19 protein-coding genes are annotated in these 19519 nt (G+C 37.6%); 11 read left to right on the forward strand and 8 right to left on the reverse strand.

Annotated features, from left to right (window positions below; translation table 11 throughout):
* Positions 1-145: 145 nt before the first annotated feature.
* Positions 146-1636, forward strand: a complete 1491-nt coding sequence (putP, locus tag ACTJJH_RS03735) for a sodium/proline symporter PutP (protein WP_014206579.1) — start codon at positions 146-148, stop codon at positions 1634-1636.
* Positions 1637-1670: 34 nt separating this feature from the next.
* Here putP and ACTJJH_RS03740 read toward each other — a convergent pair whose 3' ends face one another.
* Positions 1671-2159 carry an Lrp/AsnC ligand binding domain-containing protein gene (locus ACTJJH_RS03740; RefSeq protein WP_014206578.1) on the reverse strand — a complete coding sequence of 163 codons (489 nt, stop codon included), beginning with the start codon at positions 2157-2159 and terminating at the stop codon, positions 1671-1673.
* 124 nt (positions 2160-2283) lie between these two features.
* Between ACTJJH_RS03740 and putA the strand changes: the two genes are divergently transcribed.
* The 4 genes from putA to ACTJJH_RS03760 all read left to right on the forward strand — a co-directional run bounded on the left by putA (position 2284) and on the right by ACTJJH_RS03760 (position 8287).
* On the forward strand, positions 2284-6036 hold the full coding sequence (gene putA / locus ACTJJH_RS03745) for a trifunctional transcriptional regulator/proline dehydrogenase/L-glutamate gamma-semialdehyde dehydrogenase (RefSeq protein ID WP_440600757.1): 3753 nt from the start codon (positions 2284-2286) through the stop codon (positions 6034-6036).
* Between the two features lie 105 nt (positions 6037-6141).
* Positions 6142-6609 carry a GrpB family protein gene (locus ACTJJH_RS03750; protein WP_320124027.1) on the forward strand — a complete coding sequence of 156 codons (468 nt, stop codon included), beginning with the start codon at positions 6142-6144 and terminating at the stop codon, positions 6607-6609.
* A 113-nt stretch (positions 6610-6722) separates the two neighbouring features.
* The gene (trmA, locus tag ACTJJH_RS03755) at positions 6723-7808 is read left to right on the forward strand and encodes a tRNA (uridine(54)-C5)-methyltransferase TrmA (protein ID WP_440600758.1); all 1086 of its coding nucleotides are present in this window, start codon (positions 6723-6725) and stop codon (positions 7806-7808) included.
* Positions 7809-8056: 248 nt separating this feature from the next.
* Positions 8057-8287, forward strand: a complete 231-nt coding sequence (locus ACTJJH_RS03760; protein ID WP_000011679.1) for a hypothetical protein — start codon at positions 8057-8059, stop codon at positions 8285-8287.
* Positions 8288-8322: 35 nt separating this feature from the next.
* Here ACTJJH_RS03760 and ACTJJH_RS03765 read toward each other — a convergent pair whose 3' ends face one another.
* Positions 8323-9069, reverse strand: coding sequence for a phosphodiester glycosidase family protein (locus ACTJJH_RS03765; RefSeq protein WP_440600759.1), 747 nt, complete (start codon positions 9067-9069; stop codon positions 8323-8325).
* 193 nt (positions 9070-9262) lie between these two features.
* Between ACTJJH_RS03765 and ACTJJH_RS03770 the strand changes: the two genes are divergently transcribed.
* The gene (locus ACTJJH_RS03770) at positions 9263-9853 is read left to right on the forward strand and encodes a lecithin retinol acyltransferase family protein (RefSeq protein ID WP_032034818.1); all 591 of its coding nucleotides are present in this window, start codon (positions 9263-9265) and stop codon (positions 9851-9853) included.
* 45 nt (positions 9854-9898) lie between these two features.
* Here the strand turns inward: ACTJJH_RS03770 and ACTJJH_RS03775 are convergent, their stop codons facing one another.
* Positions 9899-10489 carry a YceI family protein gene (locus ACTJJH_RS03775; protein ID WP_002121395.1) on the reverse strand — a complete coding sequence of 197 codons (591 nt, stop codon included), beginning with the start codon at positions 10487-10489 and terminating at the stop codon, positions 9899-9901.
* A 213-nt stretch (positions 10490-10702) separates the two neighbouring features.
* Between ACTJJH_RS03775 and ACTJJH_RS03780 the strand changes: the two genes are divergently transcribed.
* Entirely contained in the window at positions 10703-11110 is a 408-nt protein-coding gene (locus ACTJJH_RS03780) for an OsmC family protein (RefSeq protein WP_032034815.1), read from the forward strand.
* Between the two features lie 56 nt (positions 11111-11166).
* Here the strand turns inward: ACTJJH_RS03780 and tkt are convergent, their stop codons facing one another.
* The gene (gene tkt / locus ACTJJH_RS03785) at positions 11167-13155 is read right to left on the reverse strand and encodes a transketolase (RefSeq protein ID WP_440600760.1); all 1989 of its coding nucleotides are present in this window, start codon (positions 13153-13155) and stop codon (positions 11167-11169) included.
* A 536-nt stretch (positions 13156-13691) separates the two neighbouring features.
* Between tkt and metK the strand changes: the two genes are divergently transcribed.
* Positions 13692-14858 carry a methionine adenosyltransferase gene (metK, locus tag ACTJJH_RS03790; protein WP_005069601.1) on the forward strand — a complete coding sequence of 389 codons (1167 nt, stop codon included), beginning with the start codon at positions 13692-13694 and terminating at the stop codon, positions 14856-14858.
* 128 nt (positions 14859-14986) lie between these two features.
* Here the strand turns inward: metK and ACTJJH_RS03795 are convergent, their stop codons facing one another.
* Positions 14987-15235: a hypothetical protein gene (locus ACTJJH_RS03795; RefSeq protein ID WP_002121448.1), complete on the reverse strand. Its 249-nt coding sequence runs from the start codon at positions 15233-15235 to the stop codon at positions 14987-14989.
* A 259-nt stretch (positions 15236-15494) separates the two neighbouring features.
* Between ACTJJH_RS03795 and ACTJJH_RS03800 the strand changes: the two genes are divergently transcribed.
* Positions 15495-15686, forward strand: coding sequence for a hypothetical protein (locus ACTJJH_RS03800; RefSeq protein ID WP_032034812.1), 192 nt, complete (start codon positions 15495-15497; stop codon positions 15684-15686).
* A gap of 66 nt (positions 15687-15752) precedes the next feature.
* Here the strand turns inward: ACTJJH_RS03800 and ACTJJH_RS03805 are convergent, their stop codons facing one another.
* Positions 15753-16319, reverse strand: coding sequence for an FxsA family protein (locus ACTJJH_RS03805; RefSeq protein ID WP_002121432.1), 567 nt, complete (start codon positions 16317-16319; stop codon positions 15753-15755).
* 416 nt (positions 16320-16735) lie between these two features.
* Between ACTJJH_RS03805 and blaOXA the strand changes: the two genes are divergently transcribed.
* Positions 16736-17557: an OXA-213 family carbapenem-hydrolyzing class D beta-lactamase gene (blaOXA, locus tag ACTJJH_RS03810; protein ID WP_440600761.1), complete on the forward strand. Its 822-nt coding sequence runs from the start codon at positions 16736-16738 to the stop codon at positions 17555-17557.
* 80 nt (positions 17558-17637) lie between these two features.
* On the opposite strand, the gene ACTJJH_RS03815 is transcribed toward blaOXA, so the two are convergent.
* Positions 17638-18183 (reverse strand): GNAT family N-acetyltransferase, encoded by a 546-nt coding sequence (locus tag ACTJJH_RS03815; RefSeq protein ID WP_017482297.1) that lies wholly within the window; start codon positions 18181-18183, stop codon positions 17638-17640.
* Positions 18180-18773 carry a helix-turn-helix domain-containing protein gene (locus tag ACTJJH_RS03820; protein ID WP_017482298.1) on the reverse strand — a complete coding sequence of 198 codons (594 nt, stop codon included), beginning with the start codon at positions 18771-18773 and terminating at the stop codon, positions 18180-18182. The genes ACTJJH_RS03815 and ACTJJH_RS03820 overlap by 4 nt, the downstream gene beginning before the upstream one ends.
* A 197-nt stretch (positions 18774-18970) precedes the next feature.
* On the opposite strand from ACTJJH_RS03820, the gene ruvC reads away from it, so the two are divergent.
* A complete protein-coding gene (gene ruvC / locus ACTJJH_RS03825) occupies positions 18971-19516 on the forward strand; it encodes a crossover junction endodeoxyribonuclease RuvC (protein ID WP_002121356.1) in 546 nt (181 codons plus the stop codon).
* The last annotated feature ends 3 nt before the right edge of the window (positions 19517-19519 follow it).

The raw sequence follows: 19519 nt of genomic DNA on the forward strand, positions 1-19519 counted from the left end.
AATGATACAAAAGTACAATATAAAAATAACAGTGCAAAAAAAATCTTTTGTGGTTGAATCTCAACCTCTTGGATGCCGTACAAGAAAACAGCGACCTGGATTAGGTTACAATCACGGATTATGGATATAAGGACACACATCCATTATGAGTTATTTTGATCCCACCCTCATCATGTTTATGGTGTACATCGTAGCAATGGTACTTATTGGCTTATTTGCCTACCGTGCTACAAGCGACTTCTCAGATTATATTCTCGGTGGTCGTAGTTTAGGCAGTTTCGTAACTGCATTATCCGCAGGCGCATCAGACATGAGTGGTTGGCTGCTCATGGGTTTACCGGGCGCGATTTATCTTTCTGGTTTATCTGAAGCGTGGATTGCAATTGGTCTTATTATCGGTGCTTGGCTTAACTGGCTACTGGTTGCTGGTCGATTACGCGTTCATACTGAAGTCCAAAATAATGCACTCACGTTGCCAGATTATTTTACAAGTCGTTTTGACGATCAGAAAAAAGTACTTCGTATTTTCTCTGCCGTTATCATCTTGGTTTTCTTCGCAATTTATTGTGCTTCAGGCATGGTAGCAGGTGCCCGTTTATTTGAAAATTTATTCGGAATGTCATACACCACTGCTATTTGGCTCAGCGCAATTGCAACCATCAGTTATGTTTGTATCGGTGGATTCTTAGCGATTAGCTGGACAGATACATTCCAAGCTGGCCTAATGATTTTTGCTTTGTTATTAACACCAATCGTAACTTATCTTGCAATTGGCGATACAACACAATTTGTGACACTCATTGAAACTGCTCGTCCACATGCATTCAATATTATTTCAGATTTAAGTGTAGTGGCAGTTTTATCTTCCATGGCATGGGGTTTGGGTTACTTTGGTCAACCACATATCCTTGTACGTTTCATGGCTGCTGACTCTGTAAAATCAATTCCTGCTGCGCGCCGTATTGGTATGACTTGGATGATTTTATGTTTAGCTGGTGCAGTCGGTGCTGGTTTCTTCGGTATTGCTTACTTTGAGCAACACCCTGAACTAGCAGCAGTTGTAAGCAAAAACCCTGAAACAGTATTTATGGAATTGACTAAAATCTTATTCAATCCATGGATTGTAGGTATCATTTTGGCTGCAATTTTAGCAGCCGTGATGAGTACATTGAGCTGTCAGCTTTTGGTATGTTCAAGTGCATTAACAGAAGATTTATACAAAGGTTTCATTCGTAAGAATGCATCTCAGAAAGAGCTTGTATGGGTTGGCCGTGTTATGGTTCTTGCGATTGCTGTTCTTGCGATTGCTCTTGCTGGTAACCCAGACAGTAAAGTTCTTGGCCTTGTTGCTTATGCATGGGCTGGTTTCGGTGCTGCATTTGGTCCGCTTATCATCTTGTCACTATTCTGGAAACGTATGAATTTACAAGGTGCTTTAGCAGGTATGATCGTTGGTGCAGTTGTAGTGATTGGCTGGAAAAATCTTTTCGCAGACACTGGTGTTTACGAAATTATCCCAGGCTTTATCCTTGCATTTATCAGCATCATTGTAGTGAGTCTCTTAACTAAAGCGCCAAATACGACAGTAACTGGCCGCTTTGAAAAAGCAGATGAACTCTACAAAGAAAGCGTATAAGTTATTGAAATAAATCAAAGGGGCTTCGGCCCCTTTATTTATTTTTAGTTTTGATTTTAATTTTTGAAGTATCTTTTACAACTTGCATGACTGGATAACTACGAGTCTCTTTTACCCCTGGTAATTGCCACAGTACCTTCCCCGCAATTCGCCTAAACTCTTCCATGCTGCCACTTCGTAATTTAATTAAAAAATCAAACCCGCCACTCACCATATGGCATTCAACAATTTCAGGATAGTGAACAACAGCATCAATAAACTCATCTAAAACATTGGGTGTTGTCTTGTCTAATAGCACCTCTACGAACACCAAAAAATTTGCATTTAACTTGATTGGATTCAATTTCGCTTCATATCCCAAAATAAAATCATCCTTTGTCAACTTCTGCACTCGAGCCATAACAGCAGTTGGCGACAAGTTAACAAGTTCGGCTAATTTACTATTAGAAATTCGCCCATCTGTTTGAAGAATATCCAAAATTTTTAAATCAGTACGGTCAAGGCTTAATATTGGGCCATTCATCTGAATTTTCCTCTAAAAAATGGGCTAAATATAGTGAGTTATTCGGTGTTTCTTCTGTAATGATAAATTATCTAAACCTCTCTACTCAAGAAGGGAGTATGAGAGTTGCTTGGCGGAAACTGATATGAACACAATGGATACTTTTCATCAAATGGATAAATCTCACCAAGGCTATATCACCGAATTTAACGATAAAAGTGAGTTTGAACAACGCATCAATACAGCTTGGCGACGTGCTGAACCAGAAGCTGTAGAAGAGCTATTACAAGCTGCCGCGGTATCTGATGATTTAGATCATAAAATTTATGACCTAGCTTTTAATCTTGCCAATAATTTACGTGAACGTAAGACCTCTTCGGGCAAAGCAGGTATTGTTCAAGGGTTATTACAAGAATTCTCTCTTTCTTCACAAGAAGGCGTGGCGCTCATGTGTCTAGCCGAAGCTTTGCTTCGTATTCCAGACTCAGCAACACGTGATTTGCTTATTCGAGATAAGATCAATCAAGGTAACTGGAAAGAACATGTTGGTCAAAGCAGCTTAATGTTTGTAAATGCTGCGGCATGGGGCCTCATGTTAACTGGTAAGCTCATGGAAACTCCTAAGCAAACCAGTCTTTCAAGTGTACTTACTGGCCTTTTAGCACGCAGTGGACGTGGCATCATTCGTAAAGCTGTTGACGTTGCAATGCGTATGATGGGTGAACAGTTTGTAACTGGTGAAACCATTGAAGAAGCTGTAGATCATGCGAAAGTACTCGAAGACAAAGGTTTCCGCTATTCTTACGATATGTTAGGTGAAGCAGCCTTAACCGAACATGATGCTGAACGCTACTTTAACGATTATACACAAGCCATTCATGCAATTGGCAAAGCGTCTAATGGTAAAGGTGTTTATGATGGTCCGGGTATTTCAATTAAGCTTTCTGCTTTACATCCTCGTTATCAACGCGCGCAAATTGAACGTGTTCATCAAGAACTTTACGGCAAAGTATTTGAACTCGCTCGTTTGGCTAAAAAGTACAATATTGGCTTAAATATCGATGCTGAAGAATCAGAACGTTTAGAAATTTCTCTTGAGTTACTTGAACGTCTTTGCTTCGAGCCGGAACTTGCGAACTGGAAAGGCATTGGTTTCGTAATTCAAGCTTATCAAAAACGCTGTTTCTTCGTGGTTGATTATATTATTGACCTTGCTAAACGCAGCCAAAAGCGTCTCATGATTCGTCTTGTGAAAGGTGCATATTGGGATAGCGAAATTAAGAAAGCGCAAATCGAAGGTATGGATGACTACCCTGTCTTTACTCGTAAAGTACATACCGATTTATCTTATATCGCATGTGCTAAAAAATTACTTGCAACGCCAGAGTTCATCTATCCGCAATTTGCCACTCATAATGCTCAAACATTGGCAACGATCTATCATTTAGCGGATCCAAGCAAATATTATGCTGGACAATATGAATTCCAATGCTTACATGGCATGGGTGAACCTCTTTATGAACAAGTTGTTGGTCCACGCGAGCAAAATAAATTAGGCGTACCATGCCGTATTTATGCTCCTGTTGGTAACCACGAAACTTTGTTAGCTTATTTAGTTCGTCGTTTACTCGAAAATGGCGCGAATACTTCATTCGTTAACCGTATTGCCGATAAAACACTTAAAGTTGAAGATCTTATCCAGTCTCCAATTTATGATATTCATCACGCAGCTAAGCTTGAAGGTTCAGTTGGTTTAAAACATCCATCAATTCCTCTACCTTTAGATATGTACGGAACACTTCGTAAAAACTCTAAAGGTTATGACTTAGCAAATGACACCCCACTTGCAGCTTTAGATAGCACAGCTCAAGAATTACGTAATCGCATTTGGCAAAGTCATCCATTATTGGCAAATAACGAGTCGTTAGAGCAAGGTCATTCTGTTGCAATTACAAACCCAGCACAAAATGATGAAATTGTTGGTTATGTGCAAGAAGCTGATCTTAAGCATGTTGAAATTGCGCTTAATGCAGCTGAACAAGCTCAATCAGAATGGTCAAATACGCCTAAACAACAGCGTGCTCAATACTTAAAATGTGCAGCTGACCTAATGGAAAGTCGCATTCAAGAATTGATGGTTTTACTTTGCCGTGAAAGCGGGAAAACTTATGCCAATGCCATTGCAGAAGTTCGTGAAGCTGTAGATTTCCTACGTTACTACGCAACTCAAGTTGAGAATCTTCCTGCAAATACAGCTATTCAACCTTTAGGTACTGTACTTTGTATTAGCCCGTGGAACTTCCCTCTTGCAATTTTCTCTGGTCAAATTGCTGCAGCATTAGTCAGTGGTAACTGCGTTATTGCTAAACCTGCTGAACAAACCCCATTAATCGCAGCTCAAGCAGTTCAGATTTTATGGGAAGCTGGTATTCCACATGGTGCTGTACAGTTACTTCCTGGCCGCGGTGAGACAGTCGGTGCTCAGCTTAGCCAAGATAGCCGTATTGATGGCATCATGTTTACTGGTTCGACTGAAGTTGCAAAAATTTTACAGAAAACCGTTGCGAAACGTTTATCTGAAAATGGTCAATCGATTCCTCTCATTGCAGAGACTGGCGGTCAAAATGCAATGATTGTGGACTCATCAGCATTAACTGAACAAGTCGTACTTGATGTTGTAAGTTCTGCTTTTGATAGCGCGGGTCAGCGTTGCTCTGCTTTACGTATTTTATGTGTACAAGAAGACAGTGCTGCAACCGTTATTAAAATGCTTAAAGGTGCAATGCAACAGTTAATTGTAGGTAACCCTGCAATTTTAAAAACTGACATTGGTCCTGTGATTGATGACGAAGCAAAACAGACGATTGATCAACACATCCAAAAAATGAAGTCGAAAGGCTACCCAGTGCATCAGTTGATGTTTGGAGCAACAAGCCAGAATGAACTAGATAAAGGAACCTTTGTTGTACCAACAGCAATTGAACTCCCTAACCTTGATGACTTGCAGCGCGAAGTTTTTGGTCCAGTTCTACACATCATTACCTATAAGTATGGTGAGCTTGAGCAATTGATCTCACGTATTAATGCCAAAGGTTATGGTTTAACAATGGGTCTGCATACCCGTATTGATGAAACCATCCAAACAGTCATTCAACATGCTGAAGTTGGTAACCTTTATATCAACCGTAATATTGTTGGTGCTGTCGTTGGTGTACAACCATTCGGTGGTGAAGGTTTATCTGGTACAGGCCCGAAAGCTGGTGGTCCGCTTTACATGTATCGCTTGATGCAGCAGTGTTCAAACAAAGTATTGGCAACACCATTTGCTATGAAGAATGAGCAAACTGCTTTTGAAGGCTTTAACCGTGAGGTTTATAAGAGCTTACAAAATTGGGCGAAACAGCATTTACCGCAAGCAAATCGTGATATCGAACCATTTGGTGTTGGTAAATTCTATGAGTTACAAGGCCCTACTGGGGAAAGTAACCAATATATTATTTTGCCACGTCATCGTGTTCTTTCTATTGCTGACACAGAACAGAATCAGTTGCATCAATTGCTCGCAATTTTTGCAGTGGGTAGCCAAGCGGCCGTAATGCCAAATAGTCCGTTATTGGCAAAATACAAACAAACATTGCCAAAAGATGTGCTTGCTGCAATTACTACAGTTAAAAACATCTCATCAGATGATTTTGATGCAGTTTTACATCATGGTAACCGTGAAGAGATCTTCTCATTACAGCAAGAGATTGCTACTCGTTCTGGCGCAATTGTTGGTATTACCCATGTTGAGCCGAATGAAACTATTCCACTTGAGCGTTTAGTGATTGAACGTGCAATTAGTGTGAATACAGCTGCAGCTGGTGGTAACGCAAGCTTAATGACAATGACTGATTAATCGATAATTTTCAAAAAAAGCCCAAATCTCAGTATTTGGGCTTTTTTATTTAATAAAGTAATCTATTCCTAAATATATAAATTTTATCAATTCGAGATTCTAATAATGATCTTTTTAGAACCAGAACAGTATCAACAAAGATGCACTCAACTTTTTAATTCATATCAAAAAGAAATTTCCACACTTCTACCATTTGCCAAAATTGAGCATATTGGTTCATCTGCAATACCGAATGCAATTTCAAAAGGTGATTTAGATATTTATATTGAAGTTATACCTGAGCAATTTGAATTCGCAATAGAACAATTAAAAACACTTAATTTTATCGAAAAACAAAATACATTAAGAACACATGAGCTTTGTATGCTCGAATCACTCAACAATGATGATGTGGCATTTCAAATTGTAGTCACGGATTCAGTATTCACATTTTTCTTAGCCTTTAAAAATAAGCTTATAAACTCACCCACGTTGGTTAATGAATATAATCAATTAAAATTACAGTGTAGCCATTTAGACCCCGATCAATATAGAACAATAAAATCAGATTTTATTAATCGTGTTTTAAATTAGCTCTAGTTTAGGTACCTGCTTTCTCTTATGAATATCTGGTTAAAATTGGCTCCTGTAAGTTCAATTTTTTTGATACCATTCACTATTTGATTCTGTCTAAATTTTCTTTGTCTATGACCTCTTCTTATCGTCAACAACTTCAAGCTAAAATTGAACGCATTACTACTCAATTTTCTGAATTTACACCACCTACATTAGAAGTGTTTGAATCACCTGAACAACATTTCCGTATGCGTGCTGAATTTCGTATCTGGCATACAGAAAATGATATGTTCTATGCCATGTTTGAGCGTAACGATGACGACAAGCAAAAAACCGTTGTACGCATTGATGAGTTTCCAATTGCAGATCAAAGCATCAATGATTTAATGCCAAAACTTTTGGAAGAACTCAAAGCTGAACCTAAGCTTTCTAATCGTTTATTTGAGGCTGATTTCCTCGCAACACTTAGCGGCGAAATGTTAGTTACCCTCATTTATCACCGTAAATTGGATCAAGAATGGGAACAAGCCACTAAAGCGCTTGCCGATAAATTAGATATTAAGATTATGGGCCGTAGTCGTGGCCAGAAAATTGTTATTGGCGATGATTTCGTCGTTGAAGAATTCGAACTTTTAAATCGTTCATTTAAATATAAACAAATCGAAAGCAGCTTTACTCAACCTAATGCACAAGTTTGCAAAAAAATGCTGCAATGGGCATGTGACGCAGCTGAAGGATCAAAGAAACACTTATTAGAACTCTATTGCGGTAATGGTAATTTTACGCTTCCACTCTCTTTAAAGTTCGAACGAGTATTGGCTACTGAGCTTGCAAAATCATCTGTTTATGCAGCTCAATGGAACATTGAACAGAATCAAATCGATAATATTCAAGTAGCACGTCTATCGGCTGAAGAATTTACTCAAGCTTATCAAGGTGAGCGCGAATTTCGCCGTCTACAAGAAGCGAATATTGATATTCAAAGCTATGACTTTGACACCGTATTTGTAGATCCACCGCGTGCAGGAATTGATGATGAGACTTTAAAACTTCTACAAGGTTTTGAACGTATTATCTACATTTCATGTAACCTTGACACGTTATATGAAAATTTAAAAACTCTCAGTCAAACTCATCGATTGACTAAATTCGCCTTATTTGATCAGTTCCCTTATACGCATCATGTCGAGTCTGGTGTTTTACTTGAGAAGATTTAAACAAAATCTTTCATTGTAAAGTTTTAAATAAGGAGGCTACATACCTCCTTATTTTTTAACGTTTTATTAGTTAAGTATTTAAATTTTCAAAAAATATCAAGTCATCTATTCGTCATAATTTCGTTTAACTCAAGCATTCCCATCGAAAATTCTCGAGTTCAAGTGGTGGATTTATCACTTATAGAGTCTTGTATTTTATTTTAAATTGGCTATATTTCGAGCTATGTTAGGTTGTATATGAAGGCTCTATGAGTTTTTGGCAAAAGCTGTTCTTGGCAGATCAACAGCATAACGAGCATAAAAACCAAACTGCTTGTGTTGAAAATGACTGCTCATGTAAAACTAATGAACAACTTCTAAGTGCACTTGCACAAGCAACAGATGAAGATGTCATTAAGGGGATTAAAAAAGTTCTTATTTCCCGTGGTTATAGCCGAAAAGAGTTAAATGAACTCACTCAAAAACCGTCTATTCATTAATTAAAAAGCCAGTCTAGTACTGGCTTTTTTATATTTCACTTTACTGCACAATTGGACTCGTCTACCCAACCGACCATTGGTCCCATTTGAAATTGCTGATCATTCCGATTGTTCTTTTGCATATATAAACTAGAAATAGAACCATCGAGATATAAAGCTTGCTCCACCTTAAGGTTTCTTTGAAAAAACTCGGCAAAATTATAGAAATTCACCCTATTTTTCGATATTACAAAGTAGAGTTTATTATCTCGAATACCAACTCCATTACGAATTTTCTTTGATTGAGAGTTTGGTAAAAAAAGGGAATTTATCTTTCCTTCAATAACTAACATTGGCCCAGATTGGGTTGCATAATCAACTTTCAAATTTTGTAGGCTATATTGTTGCGTAGTTAAAACAAAGGCCTGTTTTTTATTCCAAGCTACTACCCCATTCGGCTGTAAAAAGAAATTTCCCAATCCTTTATGCTCATTTAAGGGCTGAACTACCTTAGCTCGTTCAATATACAACCCTACTGGAGAAAATCCTAAATGAAACATCCCCGCATTCATTGCAAAGCTAAGCTGCTCACACTGCTTTAATTGTTCCTCAATATTGTTAAAGCTTTTATAGTATTGCTGATTATTAGGATTCTTTAAAAATAAGCGTAATGCTTTAAAATCGCTGATCGAGATCACATCGTATTGGTCACCTTCCACCGTTTTAATCTGCTGATGCGCTATAGCATATGCAGTCTGAAACAAAAGCCCATACAAAGCTAAGTACCCGACGACCCATTTCATTTAACATCACCTGACATGACATTTTCCCTTCATATTAAGTTCTTAAATTATATACAAGAAATATGAATAGATTGGATATGCATCAAATTCCTTCATTCGACGTAATCAATACACTCCAAATTGCTGATATTGGTTATAATGTTTAGCAGCTTTTCAATAAAAGCCATTTACACTTTATTGGATCAGCGTAAGCATGCAACAACCGAATAAACGCTACCCTTTAGGGGCTCACCTCATCGTAAAGCATCTCGGCTATAGCCATCATGGTATATATGCAGGGAGAGGTCGAGTTATCCATTATTCCGGCTTAGCTCATTTCATCAAAAAACGCCCGATTGAAATCACGTCAATAGATGCTTTCTCGCATGGCAAAAAAATACATATCCGTTCTTATGACAAACCTCGTTATAAAGGAAAGATTGTGGTTCGCCGAATGCGTTCACGTATGCATGAAAACCACTATCATTTGATTATTAATAACTGTGAACATCTATGTAGTTGGGCAATTACCGGTATTGAAAGTAGCACTCAAGTTGAACGTATGATGCATCGTTTAACGACTATTGGCTATGTAAGCTCAATCATGAGCTATATGAATGGTATGATGCTGACCGTTGCAACTACATGTTTTGCTCTGGTGCTTTATATTAAAAAGAAACTGCGCGATCAGGCAAAAAGAAAAGTTCCTACTTACCAGTTTTTAAGAGAAAAATCGCAGAAAAGAAATATCGATCCTTCAGCGCCTTTAGTATTTATAGATCCAGATAAAAAAGAGCCAGTCTAAATAAAAAAGCCCTCATATTTGAGGGCTTTTTAGAAAACTTATAACTTATTTTTTAGCTGCATTAGCGGCAGTTGCTTCTGTCGTAATGTTTACAGTGATCTTATCACCAACGTTCGGTACATAACTTCCTAAACCAAAGTCAGAACGCTTGAATGAAGTTGTAGCATTAAAACCAATCGCTGGAACTTTAGCCATTGGATGCTCGCCCTGCTTGTTTAAAACAGCGTCAAGTACAACTGGCTTAGTTACGCCTTTAACAGTTAAGTCACCAGTAATTTTAAAGTGCTTTTTGTCTTTCGTTTCAACTTTAGTACTTTTAAACGTAATATTTGGATATTTAGCAGCATTAAACCAAGCTTCTTCTTGGAACTCTTTATCTAAAGCAGGTACGTTTGTATTTACACTGCTTAAAGGAATAGTCACATTTACAGATGAGTTTGCTGGTTTAGCATTATCAACTTTAATTACACCTTGGATATCCGAGAAATTGGCGCTTGGGGTAGAGAAACCAAAGTGATTCCATGAGAAAACAGTAGCTGTATGTGTTGGGTCAATTTTGTAGTCTACTGGTGCAGCTAAAGTAACTGAACTAGCCAATGCTACTGCCAAACCGAAGCTTAATGTTTTAAGATGCATTTTTCGTATCCTTTATTGATATAGTCATTAGTGTATACATCAAGTAATTTAATTCACCATTCTTTATAAAACGATATGTTTCATCCATGCAACAATAAAAGCGTTACAGTTATTATTTAAAACTAATATTATAAAGTTTAGATATTCTTCTATTCGAAGCTTCAGATTTATTAATTTTTATTACGATTTTATTGATGAATAACAAGGTAAAACATGGTTGATACAGCCCAAGCACAAAGTACTTCTACCCCATATCGAGTAACTCTTACCGATCCTTCAGGTCATCAATGGTTTGCAGATGAACCGACTGATAAAGGTGGACAAGATACAGCTCCGAACCCGTTTCAGCTTTTATTATCCGCTTTAGGAGCTTGTACCACCATTACTTTAGAAATGTATGCGAATCTTAAAGGTATTAAGCTTGAGCATGTTCAAGTGGATTTAGCATTAAACCCTAATGGCGAACCTGAAAAAGGCCAAAATAATATTGAACGGAAAATCACACTCAAAGGCGAGTTTACTGAAGACCAACATAAGCGATTACTAAAAGTTGCAGAGAATTGCCCTATTCATAAGTTATTAACCTCTCAGATTAATATCCAAACAGAACTCACTATTTAACTTCTCAAATAAAAAAAGCGCTCTATCTAGAGCGCTTTTTTACACTACTTTAATATTTAAGCAGTTAATTCTTTTACCGCTGCAACAACAGCTTCAGTAGTAATACCAAAGAATTGGAACAAATCTTTTGCTGGTGCAGACTCACCATAAGTTGTCATACCAATTACTTTGCCATCAAGACCAACAAACTTCCACCAATAGTCAACATGAGCCGCTTCAACAGCAACACGCGCACGAATATGAGCTGGTAATACTGCTTCACGGTATGCAGCATCTTGCTTCATAAACTCTTCTGCACATGGCATAGAAACTACACGCACACCTTCAAGTTGTGCATAAGCTTCCATTGCTAAAGAAATTTCAGAACCAGTTGCAATAATAATTGCTTTTAATTCGCCTTTTTCTTGAGCAAGTACATAACCACCTTTTGCAGCGTTTTGAATTTGCTCTTCAGAACGTGTTTGGAATGGTAAGTTTTGACGAGAGAAAATAAGTGCTGTAGGACCATCTTTACGTTCTAAAGCAGATTTCCAAGCAATTGCAGTTTCTACAGTATCCGCAGGGCGCCATGTATTTAAGTTAGGTGTACCACGTAATGAAGCAATTTGTTCAATCGGTTGGTGAGTTGGACCATCTTCACCCAGACCGATTGAGTCATGTGTATAAACATGAATTACACGTTGTTTCATTAATGCAGACATACGTACTGCATTACGTGCATATTCCATAAACATTAAGAATGTTGCAACGTAAGGAACGAAACCGCCATGTAATGCAACACCATTAGCGATTGCAGTCATACCGAATTCACGTACGCCATAGTAGACATAGTTACCAGCTGGGTTTTCTTGAACACCTTGGCAACCTTTCCAAAGTGTTAAGTTAGAACCTGCTAAGTCAGCAGAACCACCTAACAATTCAGGTAATAAAGGACCAAATGCTTGTAATGTATTTTGGCTTGCTTTACGTGTTGCGATTGTCTCGCCTTTCGCATTTGTTTCATGAATGAAAGCATCTGCTTGCGCTGCAAATTCTGCTGGTAAGTCACCACTGATACGACGAAGTAACTCAGCCGCTTCAGTTGGATATTTTGCTTGATATTGTGCAAATACAGCATTCCAAGCCGCTTCAGATTCACTACCTTTTGCTTTTGCATCCCATGCAGCATATACGTCAGCAGGAATAACAAATGCTTCTTCGTTCCAACCTAATGCTTCACGAGTTAAAGTAATCTCATCTTTACCTAATGGCGCACCATGACAGTCTTCTTTACCCTGCTTATTTGGTGAACCTAAACCAATAATCGTTTTACACATAATGATTGTTGGTTTTTGAGTTTCAGCTTTTGCTTCGATTGTCGCTTGACGAATCGCATCAGTATCATGACCATCTACACGAAGAACTTGCCAACCATAGGCTTTGAAACGCTCTTCTGTATCGTCGCTGAACCAGCCTTCTACTTCACCATCAATTGAAATGCCATTATCATCATAATAAGCAATCAATTTACCAAGTTGTAATGTGCCAGCTAAAGAACATACTTCGTGAGAAATACCTTCCATTAAACAGCCATCACCTAAGAAACAGTAAGTGAAATGGTCAACAACTTTTAAATCATCTTTATTAAATTGAGCAGCCAATGTTTTTTCTGCTAAAGCAAAACCAACAGCATTAGCAATACCTTGACCTAAAGGACCAGTTGTCGTCTCTACACCCGGTGCATAGCCATATTCAGGATGACCAGGAGTTCTAGAATGCAATTGACGGAACTGTTTTAAATCTTCAATTGAAAGATCATAACCTGTTAAATGAAGCAAAGCGTATTGCAACATTGAGCCATGGCCATTTGATAAAACGAAACGGTCACGGTTTGCCCATTGTGGATTTGTTGGGTTGTGATTTAAAAACTCACGCCAGACGACGTCAGCAATATCTGCCATCCCCATTGGAGCACCTGGATGCCCTGAGTTTGCTTGTTGCACAGCATCCATTGCCAATACACGAATTGCATTTGCAATACGACGTTCGTTTAAAGGGGTCGTCATAGATCAGAATCCAATTTTAATAGATTGATGAAAAGAAGAAGATGAATAACCATTCAATGCCGCTATATTGTCTTAAAAAAAAGGCTTAGGGTAAACCCCAACACGATATATTTCTTTATTTTTAACCGTTTCTTGGTTACACAAAAAACATTTGAATCTTTAAGTTATACAAAACAGTGTTCATTTTTCTGTACAATCACTAAATGTAAGAACATTAATCTTGTTAGCTTTTGATATATAGATAAAATAATTAGCTAATCTTGTATGCGTTGATCATATTTCTTTACTTTAAAATTCAAATTCTGATATTTAAGTTTTTTATTAAGTTATATGTTTAAAAAACACACTAGCAACAAGTTGTTAAAATATAAATACTTTAAATTAAAGCTTTCTATATCAATTTTGCTAATACACTTATCAATTAAAACACACTATAAATGAAATAAATTCATGCTTTTTAGTCAGTATGAACTGGTCCTCAAGCTCAAGTCGATGTAACATATTATGTCTTTTGAAATAACCAAGATAGGACTTTCATGCGCGAGTACGCTGTTTTTACCTCGGAATCTGTAAGCGAAGGTCATCCCGATAAAATGGCCGACCAAATTAGCGACGCTATTTTGGATGCAATCTTAAAAGAAGACCCATACGCACGTGTTGCTTGTGAAACACTGGTAAAAACAGGCGCTGTTGTACTTGCTGGTGAAGTAACAACGACTGCTAATATTGATGTTGAAGCTGTTGTTCGTAATACTGTTAACGGTATTGGTTATCACCACTCTGATCTTGGCTTTGATGGATCAACGTGTGCTGTAATCAATATGATTGGTAAACAATCTCCTGAAATTGCTCAAGGTGTAGACCGTCAAAAACCAGAAGATCAAGGTGCTGGTGACCAAGGCCTAATGTTCGGTTATGCAAGCCGTGAAACAGACGTGCTTATGCCTGCGCCGATTTCTTATGCTCACCGCTTAATGGAGCGTCAAGCTGAACTTCGTCGTTCAGGTGCCCTTCCATGGTTACGCCCAGATGCAAAAAGCCAAGTTACTTTTGCCTATGAAAATGGCAAGCCTGTACGTCTAGATGCTGTTGTTTTATCTACTCAGCACGATCCTGAAATTTCTCAAAGCCAGCTTAAAGAAGCAGTTATTGAAGAAATTATCAAACCGATCATCCCTGCTGAAATGTTCCATGCAGCTACTAAGTTCCACATTAACCCAACAGGTATGTTCGTTATTGGCGGCCCTGTAGGTGACTGTGGTTTAACGGGTCGTAAAATTATTGTTGATACATACGGCGGTATGGCTCGTCACGGCGGTGGTGCTTTCTCTGGTAAAGATCCATCTAAAGTTGACCGTTCTGCTGCTTATGCTGGTCGTTATGTTGCAAAAAATATTGTAGCCGCTGGTCTTGCTGACAAATGTGAAATTCAAGTGAGTTACGCAATTGGTGTAGCAGAACCTACTTCGATTTCAATTAATACCTTTGGTACAGCAAAAGTTTCTGATGAGTTGATTATTCAACTTGTACGTGATCATTTCGATTTAAGACCGTTTGGTATTACTCGTATGTTGGATCTTCTTCAACCAATGTACAAACAAACCGCGGCTTATGGTCATTTTGGTCGCGAAGGTTCTGACTCTGCATTTACTTGGGAAAAAACTGATAAAGTTGATGCCCTTAAAGATGCTGCTGGCCTCTAAAATAAAATCGTAAAAAAGCCCGCCATTGAGCGGGCTTTTTTATTTATAGTTCAAATTTTATGGTATGTAGGGTTTAATCTTCTAGCAATCATCCTTGACGCCATATCATTTGTAGTTGTAATCAAAATCTATTGTCTTGTCGTTTTATCATCCTGATTTAATACATCCAGTAAAGTTGACTGCGTTGGAGTATCTTGATGGTTCTGGATATAAATATGGACAACTTTAAATACAACGACAACAGCTAGACAAGCCATCACACAAAACATCCATAAGCCATACGGGCTTCGAATATGTTGTGAACCACAATATGGACATGATTTATCAGTTGATGCCACAACTTTGTCGCAACACGCACAATGGTATTGATATAGCATAGGTAACCCTCCTTCCCTCATTTCAACCGTTGTTGTTTTAATAGGTTTGCTATATTTTTTAATTTATACATCCTTTATATTTATCCTATGTGAAATGAATAGATAATTCAATCTGGATGAACAATTGAGTCAATTAAAAAATATTAATTAAAAACATATATATAAGTTAAATATTATTTTTATAGGACTATTTTTCTTATTTTGATATTTTGCCAAATTTGTTAAAATAAGCGAATAATCTCACATTTTAGGCAAATGCATGTCACATACAAAGCTCATTAATAAAGGTGGCTTTCGCGAACGAGCCAACCGAAGCCGAGGTTATCAACAATCTGAGAATAAGCAAACAGCCTTAGCTTCAAACAAATACCAACCTCAAACAAAACCACAAGAAAGCCCAACTGAAGTGGCTCAAACAGATTCTGTTGTGACTGAACATCTAACTAAATAATTTATATTTTCTTAAAATAAAAAAGGCCTAAACTTTAGAGGTTTAGGCCTTTAGATAAGGTATTTATTAATCCTTATTTTTATGTTCAATTTTCTTGTGATCTGGAGTGACTTCTCGCGCTTCTCCGTCAATAATGCTTGAATCACGGTATTGACCTTGGCTACCACCACCTTGTTGATTCTGCATATCTTGCATTTGGCGCATTAGATCAGCAAATGGATTTTGCCCACCCATATTACCGCCCATACCACCCATCATTTTATCCATCATAGCTTGTTGGCGTTTTGCAAGAGTTCTCATGGCTATATTACGGAAAGCAGTTTGAACACCAGGGATCAAAATTAAAACCGCTAACACATCAGAAACAAGGCCTGGCAACATTAATAAGAAACCTGCAAAAGCATAAGCAAGTTTTTTAGTTACTGTTGGGTCATTACCGAGTTGGCCAGTCATCTGCATTTGCTGTAATTGAGGCATAATACCAGCAGTACTTCTGCGAATAAGCCCCAAACCAATAAAGAAAGCAAGAATGAACCAAAAGAACACATACCATCCACTGATGAACTGTGCTACGCCAATCCATACGGCAATTTCAACAATCGCGCCCAGAACTACAATAAGAAGTAAATTCATGTAAAACTTTATCTATCTCAAAAAGAAAATTCATTGCAGTTTATTTGCCCCAACCCTATCGAAACAGCCAGAGTCTGCAATACTAGAGTACATTTGATTTTAACTCGATAAAAACAAACATGCTTTATTATTAATGAGTGCTGTATCAAGTTTATCAAGTGCGACTTCAATTAGATTTTAATTTTTTTACTCTAGTTAAACGAAAAGTCCTTCAAGAAAGCAGTTTTTTAGTCTAGTTGAAAACTTAGGTTCTTAGAAAAATTGGATATATTCCTTTATTTATATAGTTGTTTTATAAAATTTTAAAAAGTAGTGCATAGATATAGAATTTCCTAAATCACTTACATTTTCTCTATCTAAAAGTACCTCTATTCAAGTTAAATTAAAGAATAATTCTTTTAAACCCACATAAACTCATGACTAAAAAAGCTCTTTTCTTTGCCATTGGTACGATGTTTTTGTCGGCATGTTCTTTTAATACCGTACAACAACATCAAATACAGTCAATTTCTACCAATAAAAACTCAGAGAAAATTAAATCATTGTTTGAACAAGCACAAACTGAAGGTGTTTTAGTTATAAAACGTGGGCAAACAGAGGAAATCTATGGCAATGATCTTAAAAGATCATCAACCGAATATGTTCCCGCCTCTACCTTTAAAATGTTAAATGCTTTGATAGGACTTGAGCATCATAAAGCAACACCAACTGAAGTGTTTAAATGGTATGGGCAAAAGCGTTTATTTCCCGATTGGGAAAAAGACATGACCTTAGGTGATGCTATGAAAGCTTCTGCTATTCCAGTTTATCAGGAACTAGCTCGACGAATTGGCCTTGATCTTATGTCTAAAGAGGTAAAACGCATTGGTTTCGGTAATGCTGATATTGGTTCAAAAGTAGATGATTTTTGGCTTGTTGGTCCACTTAAAATTACACCTCAACAAGAAGTACGGTTTGCTTATAAATTAGCCAACAAAACTCTTCCCTTTAGCAATAATGTACAAGAACAAGTTCAATCTATGCTGTTCATTGAAGAAAGAAATGGACGAAAAATTTATGCCAAAAGTGGTTGGGGATGGGATGTGGATCCTCAAGTGGGTTGGTTTACAGGCTGGATCGTTCAACCTCAGGGAGAAATTATAGCTTTCTCACTTAATTTAGAAATGAAGAAAGGCATACCTAGTTCTATTCGAAAAGAAATTGCTTATAAAGGATTAGAGCAGCTAGGTATTTTATAGTTTAGACTCTTTAGCCGGGTTCATATTTCACATTATAAACCAGGCTATTGCTTAAACTTGAAATTTGAAAGCTTTATTGTTTATCCATCAACTGGGGTATGCGGTGTATTTAAATTTAACTGATAGAAAGCAGCATCTAACCATTGGCCAAACTTAAAACCGACTTGCTTAAAAGTACCTGCATGAATAAAGCCCATTTTTTCATGCAAACCAATACTTGCTTGGTTGGTTGCATCAATACAGCCTATCAATACATGTAAGTCTGCCTCTTGAGCACGCTTAATCAATTCTTGCATTAAAATTTTGCTTAATCCGCCGCCACGATGTTCATGATGAATATAAATACTATGTTCGACCGTATATTTGTAGGCAGGAAAAGCTCTAAAAGTTCCCCAACTTGCAAAACCTAATAACTTGTTTGTCTCATCTACAATACCAATGACAGGAAAACCATTTTCTCTTTTAACCGCGAACCAGTTTTTCATTGACTCTTCAGAGCGCGGCAAATAGTCATACAAAGCGGTAGAATTGATAATTGCTTCATTCAAAATATCTAATATAGCCTTTGCATGTGTAGCTTCATGACAATCGATTAAACGTAAATTTGGATTAAGATTTTTAATCATGAAGATTCCTTAAGAATAGAGACGAGCTCATTACATACAACTAAAATATATCGAGCAGCTTTAGAAGAAGGATTGCTATATATGATCGGTTGATCTAATTGCATCGCCAAACAATCCCCCTCTTGTAAAGCATAAAAGTTTTCACCCAATTGAATATCAATTTGCCCCTCTATTACCCAAATTTGCTGTAATACAACTTTAGAATTCGTACTTGTTTCATAAGTAACTCGGGACTGGGCTGGAAATTCAATTTCAACGATCTGAAATGGAGATTTCCAATTTGGAGGCGAAACTTGACGGCGAATATATCCCGTTTCTGGATCTTTCCATTCTGCTTGTTGAGTACGCCGTACCATAGGTTGAGGCGATTGAGTATTCTGGGGCGAATCAAATAGCTGAGTCAAAGGCACCCCTAAACCATTTGCTAGCTTTTCAAGAACAACAGCTGTAGGGCTCGCTTCTCCTCTTTCAATGAGTGAAATTGCAGAACGGCTTACCTGACATCGACTAGCAAGAATATCTAGGGTATATCCACGCGCTAGACGTATTTCACGCACTTGCTGCGCAATGCGGATATTAATATCTTCCATCTACCGATAAACTTTAATTCCAAAATTATAGATAAGTATTCCATTAAAATAGAATTACATCAAATGATTTTAAAGATATAAATTAGTTCGATAAAAACCGAAAAATAACCATTCATCGCAGCATTCTTTAAATTACGCATGCAGAACCTTTTTGGCTATGTAACAATACTCTCTAAACTATTTATATAAGTATTCACATGGCATTGATTATTGGTATTGATCCGGGTTCACGCTTAACAGGTTATGGAATCATTGAAAAAGATGGTAGTAAACTGCGTTTTGTTGATGCCGGTACAATCCGAACAGAAACTCAAGAAATGCCAGAGCGCTTAAAACGTATTTTTGCTGGCGTTGAGCGAATTGTGAAATTCCATGGTCCAACTGAAGCTGCGGTTGAGCAAGTCTTTATGGCTCAAAACCCAGACTCTGCCTTAAAATTAGGACAAGCCCGTGGTGCTGCCATAGCCGCATTAGTGAATTTAGATTTACAAGTTGCAGAATATACTGCCCGTCAAATTAAGCAGTCTGTGGTTGGTTATGGCGCTGCCGATAAAGAACAAGTTCAAATGATGGTCATGCGATTACTTAATTTGACGATTAAGCCTCAATCCGATGCAGCCGATGCTCTTGCTGCTGCCATTTGCCATGCTCATGCATCGGGAAGTATGAGCAAACTGTCTGTTTTAAATGCTTTAGGTGGTATGGCACGTGGGCGAAGTCGTTCTAGCAGTCGCAGACGTTAAAAA

The sequence above is a fragment of the Acinetobacter sp. 22301 genome (assembly GCF_052045285.1).
GTDB classification, from domain to species: Bacteria; Pseudomonadota; Gammaproteobacteria; order Pseudomonadales; family Moraxellaceae; genus Acinetobacter; species Acinetobacter pittii.